Source organism: Bacteroidales bacterium, assembly GCA_021648725.1.
Classification (GTDB): domain Bacteria; phylum Bacteroidota; class Bacteroidia; order Bacteroidales; family JAADGE01; genus JAADGE01.
Window position 1 is genome coordinate 1 of the sequence record JAKISF010000050.1, and the last position, 15541, is coordinate 15541.

A 15541-nucleotide genomic window follows, 5' to 3' on the forward strand; every position below is an offset into this window, starting at 1 on the left:
ATTTTTGTTAGAATTACAATTACTATTGATGCTTTAATTGTGAAATTTTTCATAGCTTTGGATTTTAGATTAAAACCACTAAATTAGCTATAAAAACACTAACGCCCAATTAATTTATAATTCCGTTTTTTTTTTGTTCAGATAAATCTTTATCAAAAATATACTCACAATAAGGATTATAATCTCTGTATGTGTAAAGAGGTGTTTGATTATGGCTGTTACTTGTTGTGAATGCTTTGAAGGTTGCATTGTCATATACTCGAAACCCTTTTTTTAATCGAACTTCATAAGTTGCTTTGTAAGTAACATTACCCCCTGGATTTATCGTATTTGTTGCATTAATATAATCTTGCTCAACAGTATAAGGATTTTTATCATTCCCTATCCAAAAATTTGGTGCAGGCTCAAACGGAAAATCCATTGTTAAATCATAAGTTTCCGGAGGTTTCATAAAAGTAAGCCAATATAGATTATGTAAAAACATGTAATCTAAACCGTTTGCATATTGAGTGGGTTCATTTATTAAATCACTTGGTTTGTAAAAGATAGTGTTTACATCTCCTAATCTATTTCTCCACCAGTAATTATTACTTATTTCACTTAAATTCTCTACCCCTCTTTGCTTTATCCAAGGACCGCAGTCTGTAGCTTGATTTAAAATATATAGAAAATTATCCTTATAAGAGTTATATATATCAGCTCCAAGTTCTTCTTCAATATCAGCATCATTAAGGATACTGTAAATTGCAGGAAGTCTTTCGTTAGATGAAATGCCTAGTAAAAAAGAACTAAATTGGTAAAGATTGAAATAATAACCTAAATTAAATTGCCCTGCAATCATTGCAAGATTTAAAGAACCAAACGGTCTGACCGGAATACTATGTATAGTGTCTGTTAAACCCGGTATATCATAGTCCATATCAATTGTAATGTTTATTTTTTCTTCTGTTAATCCTATTCCCATTACATTAAAAGGGAATATTCCTAATGATAAAGGAGCAGCTAAAATAGAACCCGGTGTTTGTAGATTTGAATAATCATCTCCACAGATTTTATTACCGGCTTTTGCAAACAGGTAAGATAAAGCTATAGTACCACCACCGTTACCCGTGGCAATCCATTCATTTGTAACCGGGTTTCTCAACCACCAACGTCGATGTAAATTAAAATCTAAAAAGGAAAGTGCTAATACGGTACGATAAGCAATATTTTTTGACCATTTTTTTACAGTGACTTGATGTCCTAATAAATCGGTAAAAGTTGCAGGGTCATCCACTAATTTCTCAATAAATGCTAAACCAAGCAATAAAGCCCAAACTTCATCTTGGCTTTCAATTGATCTGTTATTAGACTTTACAACTTTAGAGTTAAACATAGCTTCTGTACTATGTATTGTTCTGTTCGGGAAAGCATTTTTTAATTGACCGTTATTATAGTCTAATATATTTGCATTTGGATTAATAGGGTATAATATTTCTCCTGGGGAGGGTTCATCTAAGTTCCTCATACATTCATGCCATGGTCCATCATCAACACATTGCCCGTCCCAATCTCCTCTTAAAAAGAAACCATTTAAATCTTGTGGGAATATTATGTGATTGTCAATTTTTTGCCAAAAATCAGGATCGTTATCATTAAGAGGAGGATTGCTGATTCTTGCTCTAAAGAATTTTTCAGCATTTAAATCTGTACGGTCAAAAGATTCCAATGCCCAAGCAATTTTTTGCAGGGTTTCGGCAGCATGTTCATCTTCACCGTAATCTTTTAATAAGCGATATTCTGTTGCTAACACACATAAATATTCGGCAAACGGCTGTGTTGGATTTTCTCCTGAACCAAGCCATTGTATTCCATAAAGAAAGCGTCTTCCAGCAGGCCAATTTGTTCCTTGTTTTTCCGGCATGCCTACAATCATGTATTTTTCTTCAAGCCGGTCTCTATAATGCCAATAACGGTTTAGATTATTTTCAATCGTTTGCGAATATGCAAAACTTATGATTAAATTAAACAGAAATAAAATTAAGTATTTTTTCATAATCTTTATTATATCTTAAAATGCCGTGTATGTTTCTTTAATCTTTTTATTGTAATTTTCAATAAGTGTATCGTATTTTAAAATAAAACTTCTATTATCGTAGTATTCTATAAATCTTGATATTTTTACTGATATAGTATCATAATCATAGGGTATAAATATTAATGAATCACCATTAATGTTTATTTGATAGCTAATCCATGTATTATTACAAAGATTTAGCATATCACAACCATCTTTACCCAAATACATAAATGAATTCTTTTCACAATCTTCAGCGTTTTCAAATTGAAATGTATAGTTTTCAAATTCATTATTTATATTGTAAACAGCTTCTTCTGTTTTTCGCCATTGATGTTCTCGTAAAATATCACTGAATGATTTAAATATTGGTTTTTTACAATTCGTCATACTAAACAATATGAAAAGCAATAGGATTACTTTTAAATATTTGTTCTTATATAAGTTATACATAATACTTTTATTTTTTAGGTATGTAATTTATAAGATTAAATTGTTCTCCATATAGATATTCATAAGTTAAAAAACCGTTTTCTTTATTGTAAAAGTATTTATAAACGGCAGAGTCCTCAGTACATGTATAGCATAGAACATATTCTACATTAAAATAGGTATTATCACTATTGTAATAAGCTCCAATATCCAGAGAATAAGCTTGTCTTCCAGGAGGTCTTCCGAATGATGCACTAAAATTTGTTTCATTTTCATCGTCATCATATACTAAACTTAAGTATGGACGTTTATCATTTTCGAATGGTTCATTAAGATTATTAAGATAATAAGTCATTTTCTCAACATAAAATTCAGTGGCACAAAATAAAGCTTCAGATGTTTCTTTATACACAAACTCATCTGTAATTTCCTCAATTACCAATGTGTCATAATTATTTAAATTACTTTTGTATATGAAGGTGTCGTTTAAATTAAAACTAAGTTTGTCTTTTTCTTTAATATCGTAGTATTTAGTTGCAGGGCAACATGAAGATATAAAAATTGCTGTTAAAATAAATAGTATCGTTATTAAAATGTATTTTTTCATAATGATTGTTTTAATTTTATTACTATTACAAAAACTTGTATGAAATTGTTAAATTGCAATAGACAGTATAATTTTTAGTTTCTATATCAAAAACCAAATAATTGTATTTTTTTATACCGCTGTTTATTCCAAGGAAAAATGAATCGTTTAATTTATAGTTTAAACCTGCATTAACGAAAATAGCATGCATTTTAGAAATATAGAGATAAATCCCTTCAAATGAGTAAATATATTCAAGAGCAATAAAGTCATTCCCATATCCGGGCGGGTCAGTTTGTAATATTTTCCCGCTTTTTGAAATTATATTTGTAAATGAATAGCCGGCTCTGATGTACGGTGTAATTTTATTTTCTGTCAATAACTCAAATTGTAAATAAACAGGAAATTCCCATAGTTTATAATATTGGACGGCATCAAGTGTATAACTTCCATATTCAAACAATTCAACCGGAACATTATTTTCTTTCCATGATAATGTTGTATGCTTTGTGCCTGCCCCGATTCTGAAATATTTAATAGGTGAAACAGAGACTTCGATGCCTTCTTGAAACCCGATTGCACCGTTTCGGCTATACTCAGGATGTGAAAGTGTATCAGAATTAAAAAAATAATTTGCACCGCCTGTTAATGTTGCTTCAAACTTTTTTTGAGAGAAGATTGCTGTGCTTATTAATATGAATAGTATTGTTAGTTTTGTTTTCATGTTGTTGTTTTATTTTAAGCTGAGACGCAAAATGTTGCGTCTGTACGACTTTATTTTTGTTCCAACTGTTTTATTCTTTTGTCTTGTTCGATGATATATAGTGTAAGTTCTTCGATTTTTTGTAATAAAAGTGTTTGGTTTCGGGCAAGTTTTATGCCTTCTTTTTTTACATCCTCAGAAGTCGGAATGTTGGGTAAATGTCCGTTTTGTTTAATGTATTCCTGAAGTTTCTCAATCGATATTAATTTATAATCTTTATCAAAAACATAATCGGGCCATGGGTTTGTTGCTTGTACGGCAATTTCATCTGCAACCCAAAGTTTATCATGTATTTCAACTACTCCGGTATTCGTAATTTTAAACGGTACTGTATTGTTTTTTATATCCTTTATCCAAAAACCGTCTCCTGTGCTTGAAGAGCTTATAGCAGCAATAACCCAATGTTGCAAGTTGGTTTCAAAGCCGAATGCTGCTAAATCAGAATTTGTCGGTTTTTTGACTTTGATAAAAGGTGTATTCCAATAACCGCCTGACGATTTACTTATTTCTAACTCTTTGCATAAAATTTTCCCGTCTTCTCTAATAACTGCAACATAATTATAATCTTTATTTTGGTATTTGTTTATAAAATACCAACCGCTGTTAGTCATACCCAAACCGAGATAATAATCGCCGAGGCTTGATTTGTTTGTCGAAGCCCATACTGTTCCGAGCGGGCTTTGCAATCTCGCACTCCAACCGTTGTTTGTCCATGCTTCCATTTCATTATCCAAAATAAGCAGTCCGTTTAGTTTGATATTTGTTAAATCCGAGCCGTCGCCTGTAAATTTTGTTGCGGTAAGGGTTCCGTTGCCCGAGAAACTAAACTTAGTCTCCGGCTCAATATTTTGCCCCGATACTATTTCATCCGGGTTATATCTAATATATTTTAATTTTAAAGTATCATTCGCATTTTCAATATCCCATTTATAAAATATAGCAGGTGTTGTAAAGTCTGAAACCGAATTATTATTTTTCGGATATTCCACTGACGTATCAACTTTGTTGAATAATCGTATTGCTGTTTTTCGAGAACTGCTGCCTGTTGCACTTTTACTGAGAGTGTATATTTCAAGATATTTTGAGGGGGTTGTTGTTCCTATCCCGACATAACCGTTTTTTCTGTAAATATTGCCGTTGCTGTTTTCCTGCCATAAAATATTAATATCCGCACCGGTTAAATATCCGGCATCGGCATGGTTGCCCCACGAAAAAGCCGTGTTCCAATTTGCAGTATCAACGGCTGTAATCCCGGAGCTTATATGCGAACTGAAAACAGGGTCGGTTTCAGTAAAGTTTTGAGAAAAATCGTAAGCCGTATTCCAATTAACGGTATCGCTTTGTGTAATGCTTCCGGCTACGGAATTGTTAAAATCAGAAATAAGCAAATAATTTGAAAAGGTATTACTTTCAGGAATATTCATCCAACTTGCGGCGTTTGTATCGTAATATGAAAAAGCTTGCAAATCGGTATCAAAAACCAATAAAGCATTTGCGGGACTGCTTATTGCATTTTTTTGGCTTGTTGAAAGACGGGGAATGAGTAATCCTTTGTTTGTGCTTTCTATTTGCAAGGCAGCAGAATTAACAGGGCTTAACGTTCCTAAATATAATTGACCGGCAGAGGTTAATGACATTATGTTTAATGAATCGAAAGTGTTGTTGTACTTAAAACTCAAATTTCCTTCGTCAATAATATCCCAAATTTCTTTATCGTAAATTTGTCCTTTCTGAAAAACGGTTTCTAATCTCATAACCGAAAACGAACTGTTTACATTTCTGTCAACAAAAAGGTGTAATAATTGTTTTGGGATTTCAACTCCTATACCTATATTCCCGCCGGTATGGTAAATATCCCCTGTGTAGGGGTTTATGGTTGTGCCTATGGCTAATTGTGCCTCTGATTTAGTTGTTACGAAAAAAGTAATCATAAGAAAAATAATCGGCATTAATCTTGCGGGGGGGGGGTAATTTGCAAAATTTCATATTTAGTTTTTTAAATTAGGTAATTGAATAGTTAAAAGTAATGATAAGTTTAATAAAATACAAAAAAAACACGGTTTTTTCCGTGATTTTTGTAAATTAATATTATTAAAATTTAGCACCAATAACTAAAATGTCGTCAATTTGCTCATAATCTGCCATCCAGCGCTCAATGGTTTCATTGAGATGTTTTCTTTGTTCTTCCATTGTTTTGTCTTGAATGGATAGTAACATTTTTTTGAAACGCCCGGTCATAAATTTTTTGTCTCTGGGACCTCCGAATTGGTCAGCGTAACCGTCGGAGAAAGTATAAAGAGCATCGCCTTTTTGAAGTTCTATTACATTGTTTGTGAAGTCTTGTGCAATGTCAAAATCGTAAATACCTATCGGCATTCTGTCGGCATCGTAAATTATTATTTCATCGTTTCTGACAATATAAAGCGGATTGAATGCTCCTGCAAATTCAACTGTATTTTTTCCGGGAGTTATTTTACAAAGGGCAATGTCCATTCCGTCTTTTGCTTCTTGTGCTTCGCCTGTTTGGTGTAATGCCTCAATCACTTTCAGTTTTAGTTTGTCAAGAACTTCGGAAGCTTTCAGTTCTTTTTTAGAGGTTCGGATAATGTCGTTAAGGAATGAAATTCCGAGCATACTCATAAACGCACCGGGAACGCCATGCCCCGTGCAATCGGCTGCTGCATAATATGTTATGTTATTTTTTTCGGCAGCCCAGTAAAAGTCACCGCTAACTATATCACGAGGTTTAAACAGAATGAAGTTATCAGGAATTATTCTGCTTATTAATTTTTCGGGCGGTAAAATTGCATGCTGAATTCGTTTTGCATACAAAATACTGTCTTCAATATCTTTTTTCTGATGTGTAATTTCATCTCGTTGTTCTTCGGCTAAATCACGTTGTGCTTTTATTTCTTCTTTTTGAGCTTCAAGTTCAATGTTTTTGTCTGTTATTTCGGCTGTACGTTCGGCAACTGTTGCTTCTAATTTTTCGTTTTGTTTTCTGAGAATTCTCATTCTCCATTTTTGAACTAACCAAAAAGCAAAAAGTATAAGAATTATTAGAGGTACAATAAACCACCATTCTAACCAAAAAGGTTTTTTTATTTCAAAATTAATACTTTGATAGTAGCTCCAAATACCGTCTTTTCCTTTTGTTCTGAATTTAAAGCTGTATTTTCCGGGAGGCAAGTAGGGGAATACTGCAATATTTTTTTTGCCTTTTGATGCGGCAAACTCATTATCTAATCCTTGCAGGTAAAATTCATATTCAACTGAATTTTCATCTTTAAAAGATAAGCCTGAAATTTCAAATGTAATATTATTTTGGTTTGAACTTAGTTTTTTCGGCATATTCAGGAATCGTTCACCGTTAATAATTATAGATTCTATTCGGCAAACAGGTGTGTATTTTTCAACTTTTTTCTTTTTTATGTCAAAAGTTGCAATTCCGTGATATGTTCCTATCCATAATGTGTTTCTTTTGTCAAGATATAAGCCGTCAACAGATATTTCGTTGCCTAATAATCCGTCTCTTGAATCAATAACAAATTCGACATTATTTGTAACTTTATTGTAGTAATTTACGCCTCTGTCTGTTCCTATCCAAAGCATATCCGGGTTCTCTGCATGTTCAATTGCGGTTACCAGCCGATTATTGTATATGGCAGGATTTACAAAATATATTGAATCGTTTTGGAATTTTGCGAGACCGTTCTGAGTTCCTACCCATAAAAAGTTTTCAAAATTATTATTGTCGGAATTAAAAACAGAATCTTGGAATAATGCCCATGTATGATAGTTTATTTCTTTAAATTTATTGAATGTTGTATCTTGAAAAATTACTAATCCGGTATTGTTTGCTCCGATTATTTTGTTTTCAAATTCAACTAATTGTGAGATTAACGCAGTTTCGGGGTTTTCAATTTTCAGAAGTTCTGAATTGAAGTTCTTTAAGTAATATACTATACCTGAATTTCCTGTTAAAAGAAATATTTCGTTATTTTTTGATATAAAAATATCATTAAGGTGAAATAATGAGTTTTTAAATTTTTTATGTTTTTTTATTCTGAGTGATTTAGGGTCGATTAAATATAGGTCTTTGCTGTCGGCAATAACAATGTCTTTATTATTTGTTTCAGTTATAACAAATGAGTTATTTTTAAGTTTTAGTTTATCGGTAAAATTTGAAATATCTCCTTTTATATAATAAACTCCGGTGCTCATTCCTACCCAAACTCTTCCGTTGTTATCTTTAAAAACAGAGTTTATTGTGCTGTTTAAATCTTTAGGGTATAGTGTTCTTAAACTTTTATTTGTAAGTTTTTGCATGCCTCCGGAAAATCCGAACCAAATATTTTCTTCGTTATCAACTAAAAATGAGTTTATTTTATGGTTAAGCATACCTATATTATGGTCATAAACAATAGGTTTTTGTTTCAGAGTAAGAAGTTGAAATATTTTAAAATCTGAAATCAGCCAAATTGAACCGTCTTTTGTTTGTTTAATATCGTTTATTTGGATATTATGTATGTTTAGAAGTTTGTTTAAGGGTATTGCTTCTTCAATGTTTTTTATTTTAATATCGGTATAATAAAATCCGCTTCGAGTAGATATCCATAGTCTGTTGTCGTTATCATAAAGGGCGAATAATGAGAATTCATTTGTAATTTTAGAGACTGTTTTATTTTTAAGAATATATAAGCCTTCTCCGGATGCAATAATAAGTTCGTTTGTTTTTTTGTTTTTAGAAATTGAGTTAACTTTTACAGGAAGGTTTTTAATTTCTTTATTCAAACAGATTTCATTGCCGGTTTTCGACAAATAATGTATGCCTTCATCTCCGAAAAATAATATTTTATCTTTGTCAATGAATATTCCTTTAAAAGATATTCCTTTAAAATAATTTTTTATTTTCTCTGTTTTTTTATCAAGAACTGAAATTCCGTTTAAACCTGCAAAGTAAATTTTTCCGTTTGAATCTTGTGCAATACTAAAAACCGAATTTCCTGTCAATCCTGTTTCCGAGTTGTATATTTTCATTTTCCGACCGTTATATTTTGCAACACCGGAATATGTTCCGAACCAAAGATATCCTTCATTGTCTTGAAAAATTGATAATACATCTTCTTGCGGCAGTCCTTTGTCTTTTCCGTAGAAAACAAAAGGGAAATAGCCTTCTTGGTATGTTTCATGCAATACGGTAAGGTAATTTTGAGCCGACTGCATTGTCATACCGGCTTGATGTTTAAAGTATTCGTCAAAAATTCCGTTTTTACGTGCATATTCAAAAAACTCAAGAATTTTTTGTCTTAATAAGGGTTGGTTTTTTTTGATTGCCCAGCCCATTTTACGAATTTCACCTATTATAAATTTTGCTTCCAGTTCGGGAAAGTCGGCTAATTTAAAAACTGAAATATTTGAGATTGTATAGTCTGCTTTACCTGATATTACATCTTTAAAAAAGTTATTACCTGTATTGTAATAATAGTTCGGAATATTATTTTGAGCCAAAGCATATTCGTAGGAAGAACCTTTTGAAGTTACACCGGTCAGGTTTTTTAAATCGTTAATTGATGTTATTTTTGAATTTTTACGACCTATTACAACCTTTGCGTTAGGTAAAAAATCAAGAATATCAACTTTTTTCAGTCGCCATTCTAAAGGGTCTATCAAATCGCAGGCAACATCAAATTCATTAAACCATTTTGGATTATATGCACTGTCTTTAATAATTACACCTTTATCATTTTCAAAATATCTTGAGAATTTCTCAGTAAATACAAATTCAGGTTTTAAACCTAAGTATTCGGCAAAACTTTCTGCAAGAAGATGATTGAATTGTTTTTTTCCTGTAGGATGGTAAACTAAGTCTCGGTCACGAAGTGCGATAATTATTTTGCCGGAGCTCATAATTTCCTCTAAATCACGAGTTTTTGCACCTTTTTTTACATTCGAATAAGAATTAATTATTTTAAGATATGTAGAGTAGTCGATGTCATATTTTTCTCTGAACAGTTCGTCTAGTTTACCGTTTCCTCTAATAGTTTCAAAGAAATTATGTATTTCATTTTTTATTCCTTCATTACCTTTCCGAACTGCCCAGCCTACACTTTGAGGTTTATTTACCGGAAATGTCAGTTTGAAATTATTATTGTTTTTTAAATAAGATAATGCCAGAAACGATACTGTTATTAAGCCGTCAACTTTACTTTCTTCAAGCAGTTTAAGAGATTCATCTTCTGATTTTGTTTTTATAAATTCAATTCCGCCTCCTACTTTATTGTTAATTAATGATATGTTAGTTTCGTATGTAGAATTTTCCAGGAAAGCAATTTTTAGCCCTTTTAAATCATCGTTACTTTTAATTTTTTTCGCAATATCTTTTCGAGTTATCAAAATATCACTGATTTGGATAATTCCGGAATAATCGAAGAATTTTTTTCGCCAGTCGAGGACATAAATTGTTCCGCATATAATATCAGCTTCTTTTAGAGCGTCAGGAGTGTAACTTACTTCGGGGTTTGTTTTATAGTCTTTCGGTATTTTTCCGTTTTTTGAAAAAACATCATCCCATTGAATTATAGTTTCGGTAAATTCAATATCAAGAAATTTTGCAAATTCTTGTGCCGCAGTATAATTTACGGTATTTCTCCAGCTTTCGGTAAATGCAATATTAATTTTGCCTTCTTTTTTAATTTTCTTTAATGTTTGAGAATACAGAAAAAAAGGACTCAGTATTGTTATTAATAATATTGCAATTTTTTTCATTTTATTTTGGTGTATTGATAATTCAAATTTTACAAGAAAACAGATTAAATTTATCTATTTTAAAAAATGAAAAAAGTATCAATTTTTTGATACTTTAAGAGATGTTATTTTCAAATATTTTTTCTATCTGCTCTTCTGTTTTAAGTAATTTTGATTTACAAGTTTCCAATAAAACAGAAACTCTTTTTACTTTATCAGATAAACTGTCTATTTCAACATCACTGTTTTCAATTTCGTTTAAAATATCCTCAATCTCTTGAACGGCATCGTTATAGGAAATGTTTTTTTTTGCCATATCTTTATTCTTCAAACGGAATCATATTAATTTCAAGACCTGTATCTAACATGTAGTCTTCAATATCTTCTTCCATGTCAATGTCATCTTCATCATAGTGCCAATTAATGGTAATTTCACCTCCGTCTTCCTCGTAATCTTTTAAAATATTTAATAAATCGAGAATGCTTCTTGAAGTACTTGTGTTAAAATAAGTCAACTTTATTTCAAATGTTAAAGGATTTTTCACTTCTGTTGTATATTCTTCTAACCACTGTACTAAGGGGTCGTAAAACTCTATTGTGTCTTCGAGAAATGATTCTCCTGATAACAAGCAAACACCTGTTTCTGCATTAAAATCGACTGTCGGTATAAAAAAGTTAGTGTGAGATCCTTCAATATATATGTTTTCCATTTTAATTCTGTTTATTTAATTATTTATCTACTTTAACGGCTAATGAGAAATATGAAGTATTTTCATCAATCGGGTTTATTTCAATATCTAAGGGATTTCCTGATGTGAGAGCAACGGTAATTAATCCTATATTAGGACTTTGTTTTTCTGTTAAATTATCTCTTCTTACATTTCTTTTGTATTCTCTTAATTCTTCATGGTCAAGTTCATTAATGTTTTTGCTGTTTTCCAAAACAGGAATAAGGTGTTCATTTTTAATAGGATTTCCGGTAACAAGGGTAAAGTTTTTAATTGTTTCTTTAAGAATTATTGTTCCTGCACCTACTTCTTTTCCGCTTTTAAGCTTAATTTTCTCTGAAGAATAATTTGAAATGTTTTCAGCAAGTTCAAAAAATATTTTAAACAATTTTTTTGTTGCTTTTTCTGAAAGAACATTTACAACATGAATATAATCAGCCAGAAAGGTTATTATTTTTCCGTCAACAGGACCTTTATAAGAGATCTTTATTTCTTCCGAGAAAAGACTTTGTCCCAAACTTAATTTTTTATTTATTGTTGTCATTTTTCTTGTTGTTTATTAATTTTTACTGCAACTACATAAAATGATTTTGAAGAGTCCATTTCAATAAAGGCGATATCCAGCGGATTTCTAGATAGTAAAGCTGCCTGAACTAAACCGATGTTCCCTGTTCCTCTTTTTCCGGCAGGCAGTTTTCTTAATTCTCTTTTATAGGCTCTTAAGCCTTCTCTGTCATAAGAATTAATTTTTCTGCATTTATCCGATAAAATTTCTTTATGTTTTTCATTAATAGGGTTTCCTAATATAAAATAGTAATAGTCTTCAAAACTTTGGATAATAAATGTTCCTACACCTGAATTTTCTCCTTTTTTTGTATGTTCTTTTTCTTCCGAATAATAAGAAACATTTTGAGCCAGTTCAATAAAAACCTTAAAGATTGTTTTATTAAGGCTTTTATTAGCAGAAATTGAATGTTCAATGTTTTTGCCGAACATAGATAAAACCTGTCCGTCAAAAGGTCCTGTGTATGACATTAATACATTTTTTCCTGATAATCTTGTAAAAATACTTTCACTTTCATTCATAACAGTAATTAATTTCTTAAGTGACTATAATTACATTCAAAAAACAAATTTAAAAAAAAACTTATACTAAACAAAATTAGAGACTTTTATAATTAACATAATATTAAAAAACAATGAAATGTTTTTATAAAAATCAACTGCTTTTTTTAATAATTTAATTGTTATAATGAATAAGGTTTTACTTTTGTAAAATTTATCTGAAAAAATAATGCCAAAAAACAGCTCAAATATAAATTTACAATCAAATCGAAACAAATTTATTGCACAAGGATTCTTTTTAGCTGCTGCAATTTCAATTGCTGATACATCAACTGTTTTACCTTTGATTGTTGATTATTTTAAGGGAAATGAGGTTTTAGTAGGTGTTCTTTCTTCGCTTATGAAAGGAGGGGCAATTGTTATGCAATTATGGACGGCATTTAAAGCACAAGAACGCGGGAATGTATTAGGCTCGCTGAGAAAAGTGTTTATTTTCAGGTTTTTAACATGGTTTAGTGTCGGACTGTCAATTTTGTTTTTTGCCGGTTTCGGAAATATCTTAGTTCTACTTTTAATAAGTTTATTTTTATTTCTGTTTTCGTTCTCAGCAGGTGTAGGGGTTATTTATTACCAAGAATTGCTCGGAAAATCTTTCACTAAAAAATACAGAGGTAAAGCTATTGCGTATAAACAAATTGCTTCCGGAACAGCCGGGATAATAAGCGGCGGAATATCCGGGCTTATTTTAGAGTTCTTTTCTGAACCTGTCAGTTTTTCTTTATTATTTATTATTAGCGGTGTAATAATGGCTTTCGGGTTCGTTATATTTTGGAAATTTAAAGAAACAGAAAAAATAGAAACATCAATAAGGGAAAAAAACTTTGGATTATTTTTAAAAAATGCAGGAAAAGTTTTGAAAAGTGACCGAAACTTACAAATTCAAATTTTAAGCAGATTTTTATCTTATGCTTTATTTCTGGTTTTTCCGTTTATAATATTAAATGCAAAAGATGAACCGGGAATTTCAGGTAAAGATATCGGAATAATTATTTCGTTACAAATGGCAGGTGCGGTTGCAGGAAACTTTTTATGGGCATTTCTTGCATCAAAAAATATTAATCGTTGCATTATTATAATATCATTTATGCTTTCGATGATTGCAATAAGTTCAATCTTTTTTGCATCAAATATTTATGTTTATTATGCTGTTTATTTTATTTTCGGGGCTGCGATTGACGGTTTCAGGTTAGCATTCAGTAATTTGATTTTAATTATTGCACCTGACGAAAAAAGACCGGTTTATATTGCCGTTCAAAATAATTTATCATCTTTGGGTTTGTTTTTTGCAATACCGGGAGGTTTTATATTGAAGTATTACAGTTTTGATATTTTGTCAGTTATGGCACTTTTGTTATTGCTTGCAGGTTTATTTTTAAGTTTTTTATTGAAAAAACAGTAATTTAAATTTTATGATTTTTTCCCCGTATGGAGCCGCTTAAAAAGTTATATAATAAGTACGGATTTCAAATTAATTCAATTAAATATATTGAAGCAGGAGACACTTATATCGCCGTTATGTTAAATTCCGGGCTTATAGGACTGTCGGCTAACTTAATGAATATAAAAACCCTAAATGTTGATGAATTAGTAAATATTGATTTTAATAATTATAAACATCGTAATGTTTTAAATGCATATTACAACGCAATGCTTAATAATACAGAAGAAAACTTTATTAATATTGATATTTTTGACTTTATTAACTTTTCGGAATATTCAAAAATTGTAATGGTCGGTTTTTCTGAACCGATGTACCGGAAGTTAAAATTACATAATATACGTTTAACTGTTTTTGATAAATCAATCAGCTCAAAAGATAATTCAATAATAACTAATATTAAAGAACAAAAAAAACATTTACAAAATGCCGATATTGTAATTCTTACATCAACGTCAGTTATGAATAATACATTTTGTAATATTATTGAATATACAGATAATGATTGTGATATTTTTATGTTCGGAGCTTCAACATTAATGAATAAATTTATGTTTAAATATCCTAAAATTAAAGGTTTATTCGGAACTGTTTTTGACACGGGGAATAAGCAAATTTTAGAAATTATCAAAGAAGGTCACGGGCATCGTTATTTAAAGAAGCACGGAAAAAAAGTTGCTTTAATCAGACATTAAAAATGGTTACTTATAAAAAAGAATTTAAAGATATTTGGTTGAAGGCTGCCGTAATAGGAAGCTTATGGGGAAGTATTGAGATAATTGTCGGAAGCTTTTTTCATAATGTGCGAATTCCTATGGCAGGAACAATACTTGCTGTTTTAGGTATTAGTTTATTGGCAGCTTTCGGACAGTCTTGGAAAGATAAAGGACTTTTTTGGAGAGCAGGATTAATAAGTGCTGTTATGAAATCTGTTTCTCCGAGTGCAATTTTAATAGGTCCGATGACAGGAATCTTACTGGAAGGAATTTTGTTTGAAATTGCAGTATTTTTGTTCGGCAGAAATATGTTCGGGTATATTTTAGGCGGAATCTTTGCACTTTACAGTGTTGTTGTTCACAAGATTATAACACTTCTGATAATTTACGGTTTTGACTTAGTGAGAATTACAGAGAACCTTTATAAGTTTATTATGAAGCAGTTGGATGTTGATAATCTGACATTTTTTGAAGCTTTTTTCTTGCTCAGTTTGTTTTATGTTGTTCTCGGATTAATTGCCTCGATTTCAGGTATAATAATAGGAAGAAAAGCATTAAAATCCAAAACTCAAAATAATTTCAATAAAGAAATTTTCTTAAAAGAAGGAAAAGATAAAGTTAATACTGAAAATCATAAAAGTTCATTAGGTTTATTGCTTTTTCATATTGTGTTTATAGTCAGTGTTTTGGCACTAACAAATATGTTTTCTGTTGAAATCGCATTCGGGTTAATTTTAGTTTATTCTGTTTTGACTATTTTTAAATATAAACGTCCTTTACGATATTTTAAACGACCGGGATTTTGGTTGCAAATAGGAGTTTTTATTCTTATTTCTGCAATTTTCTATGACGGATTTAATCAGGATACATATTTTACAACAGAAGGAATTACCGCAGGTTTAAAGAAGGGAATGCGAGCAATCCTCATTGTTATCGGTTTTTAGGCAGTA

Annotated in this window: 13 protein-coding genes; 3 read left to right on the top strand and 10 right to left on the bottom strand. The window is 30.8% G+C overall.

The window, feature by feature from the left end; genetic code table 11:
• Positions 1-109 precede the first annotated feature (109 nt).
• From L3J35_13100 to L3J35_13145, 10 genes are all read right to left on the bottom strand, one after another.
• On the bottom strand, positions 110-2035 hold the full coding sequence (locus L3J35_13100; protein MCF6367121.1) for a hypothetical protein: 1926 nt from the start codon (positions 2033-2035) through the stop codon (positions 110-112).
• 15 nt (positions 2036-2050) lie between these two features.
• The gene (locus tag L3J35_13105; GenBank protein ID MCF6367122.1) at positions 2051-2446 is read right to left on the bottom strand and encodes a hypothetical protein; all 396 of its coding nucleotides are present in this window, start codon (positions 2444-2446) and stop codon (positions 2051-2053) included.
• Positions 2447-2516: 70 nt separating this feature from the next.
• Positions 2517-3095, bottom strand: coding sequence for a hypothetical protein (locus L3J35_13110; GenBank protein ID MCF6367123.1), 579 nt, complete (start codon positions 3093-3095; stop codon positions 2517-2519).
• Positions 3096-3120: 25 nt separating this feature from the next.
• Entirely contained in the window at positions 3121-3798 is a 678-nt protein-coding gene (locus tag L3J35_13115) for a hypothetical protein (protein ID MCF6367124.1), read from the bottom strand.
• A 50-nt stretch (positions 3799-3848) separates the two neighbouring features.
• Complete coding sequence (locus L3J35_13120) at positions 3849-5768, bottom strand: hypothetical protein (GenBank protein ID MCF6367125.1); 1920 nt, start codon at positions 5766-5768, stop codon at positions 3849-3851.
• A gap of 160 nt (positions 5769-5928) precedes the next feature.
• The gene (locus L3J35_13125; GenBank protein MCF6367126.1) at positions 5929-10605 is read right to left on the bottom strand and encodes a transporter substrate-binding domain-containing protein; all 4677 of its coding nucleotides are present in this window, start codon (positions 10603-10605) and stop codon (positions 5929-5931) included.
• Positions 10606-10699: 94 nt separating this feature from the next.
• On the bottom strand, positions 10700-10900 hold the full coding sequence (gene xseB / locus L3J35_13130) for an exodeoxyribonuclease VII small subunit (GenBank protein ID MCF6367127.1): 201 nt from the start codon (positions 10898-10900) through the stop codon (positions 10700-10702).
• A 4-nt stretch (positions 10901-10904) separates the two neighbouring features.
• On the bottom strand, positions 10905-11294 hold the full coding sequence (locus L3J35_13135) for a DUF1987 domain-containing protein (protein ID MCF6367128.1): 390 nt from the start codon (positions 11292-11294) through the stop codon (positions 10905-10907).
• 19 nt (positions 11295-11313) lie between these two features.
• Positions 11314-11856, bottom strand: coding sequence for a SiaB family protein kinase (locus L3J35_13140; GenBank protein MCF6367129.1), 543 nt, complete (start codon positions 11854-11856; stop codon positions 11314-11316).
• The gene (locus L3J35_13145; protein MCF6367130.1) at positions 11853-12398 is read right to left on the bottom strand and encodes a SiaB family protein kinase; all 546 of its coding nucleotides are present in this window, start codon (positions 12396-12398) and stop codon (positions 11853-11855) included. Before L3J35_13145 ends, L3J35_13140 begins: the two co-directional genes overlap by 4 nt.
• 208 nt (positions 12399-12606) lie before the next feature.
• On the opposite strand from L3J35_13145, the gene L3J35_13150 reads away from it, so the two are divergent.
• Genes L3J35_13150 through L3J35_13160 form a run of 3 tightly spaced genes read left to right on the top strand, consistent with a single transcriptional unit; the run spans position 12607 to position 15535 of the window.
• Positions 12607-13836, top strand: coding sequence for an MFS transporter (locus L3J35_13150; GenBank protein ID MCF6367131.1), 1230 nt, complete (start codon positions 12607-12609; stop codon positions 13834-13836).
• Positions 13837-13862: 26 nt separating this feature from the next.
• Positions 13863-14570, top strand: a complete 708-nt coding sequence (locus tag L3J35_13155) for a hypothetical protein (protein MCF6367132.1) — start codon at positions 13863-13865, stop codon at positions 14568-14570.
• A 2-nt stretch (positions 14571-14572) separates the two neighbouring features.
• The gene (locus L3J35_13160) at positions 14573-15535 is read left to right on the top strand and encodes a hypothetical protein (protein MCF6367133.1); all 963 of its coding nucleotides are present in this window, start codon (positions 14573-14575) and stop codon (positions 15533-15535) included.
• Positions 15536-15541: the final 6 nt, after the last annotated feature.

What these genes read in the sequence shown, in the direction of transcription:
- L3J35_13100 (MCF6367121.1), bottom strand. Translation starts at nt 2,035, where the DNA reads ATGAAAAAATACTTAATTTTATTTCTGTTTAATTTAATCATAAGTTTT.
- L3J35_13105 (MCF6367122.1), bottom strand. Translation starts at nt 2,446, where the DNA reads ATGACGAATTGTAAAAAACCAATATTTAAATCATTCAGTGATATTTTA.
- L3J35_13110 (MCF6367123.1), bottom strand. Translation starts at nt 3,095, where the DNA reads ATGAAAAAATACATTTTAATAACGATACTATTTATTTTAACAGCAATT.
- L3J35_13115 (MCF6367124.1), bottom strand. Translation starts at nt 3,798, where the DNA reads ATGAAAACAAAACTAACAATACTATTCATATTAATAAGCACAGCAATC.
- L3J35_13120 (MCF6367125.1), bottom strand. Translation starts at nt 5,768, where the DNA reads ATGATTACTTTTTTCGTAACAACTAAATCAGAGGCACAATTAGCCATA.
- L3J35_13125 (MCF6367126.1), bottom strand. Translation starts at nt 10,605, where the DNA reads ATGAAAAAAATTGCAATATTATTAATAACAATACTGAGTCCTTTTTTT.
- xseB (MCF6367127.1), bottom strand. Translation starts at nt 10,900, where the DNA reads ATGGCAAAAAAAAACATTTCCTATAACGATGCCGTTCAAGAGATTGAG.
- L3J35_13135 (MCF6367128.1), bottom strand. Translation starts at nt 11,294, where the DNA reads ATGGAAAACATATATATTGAAGGATCTCACACTAACTTTTTTATACCG.
- L3J35_13140 (MCF6367129.1), bottom strand. Translation starts at nt 11,856, where the DNA reads ATGACAACAATAAATAAAAAATTAAGTTTGGGACAAAGTCTTTTCTCG.
- L3J35_13145 (MCF6367130.1), bottom strand. Translation starts at nt 12,398, where the DNA reads ATGAATGAAAGTGAAAGTATTTTTACAAGATTATCAGGAAAAAATGTA.
- L3J35_13150 (MCF6367131.1), top strand. Translation starts at nt 12,607, where the DNA reads ATGCCAAAAAACAGCTCAAATATAAATTTACAATCAAATCGAAACAAA.
- L3J35_13155 (MCF6367132.1), top strand. Translation starts at nt 13,863, where the DNA reads ATGGAGCCGCTTAAAAAGTTATATAATAAGTACGGATTTCAAATTAAT.
- L3J35_13160 (MCF6367133.1), top strand. Translation starts at nt 14,573, where the DNA reads ATGGTTACTTATAAAAAAGAATTTAAAGATATTTGGTTGAAGGCTGCC.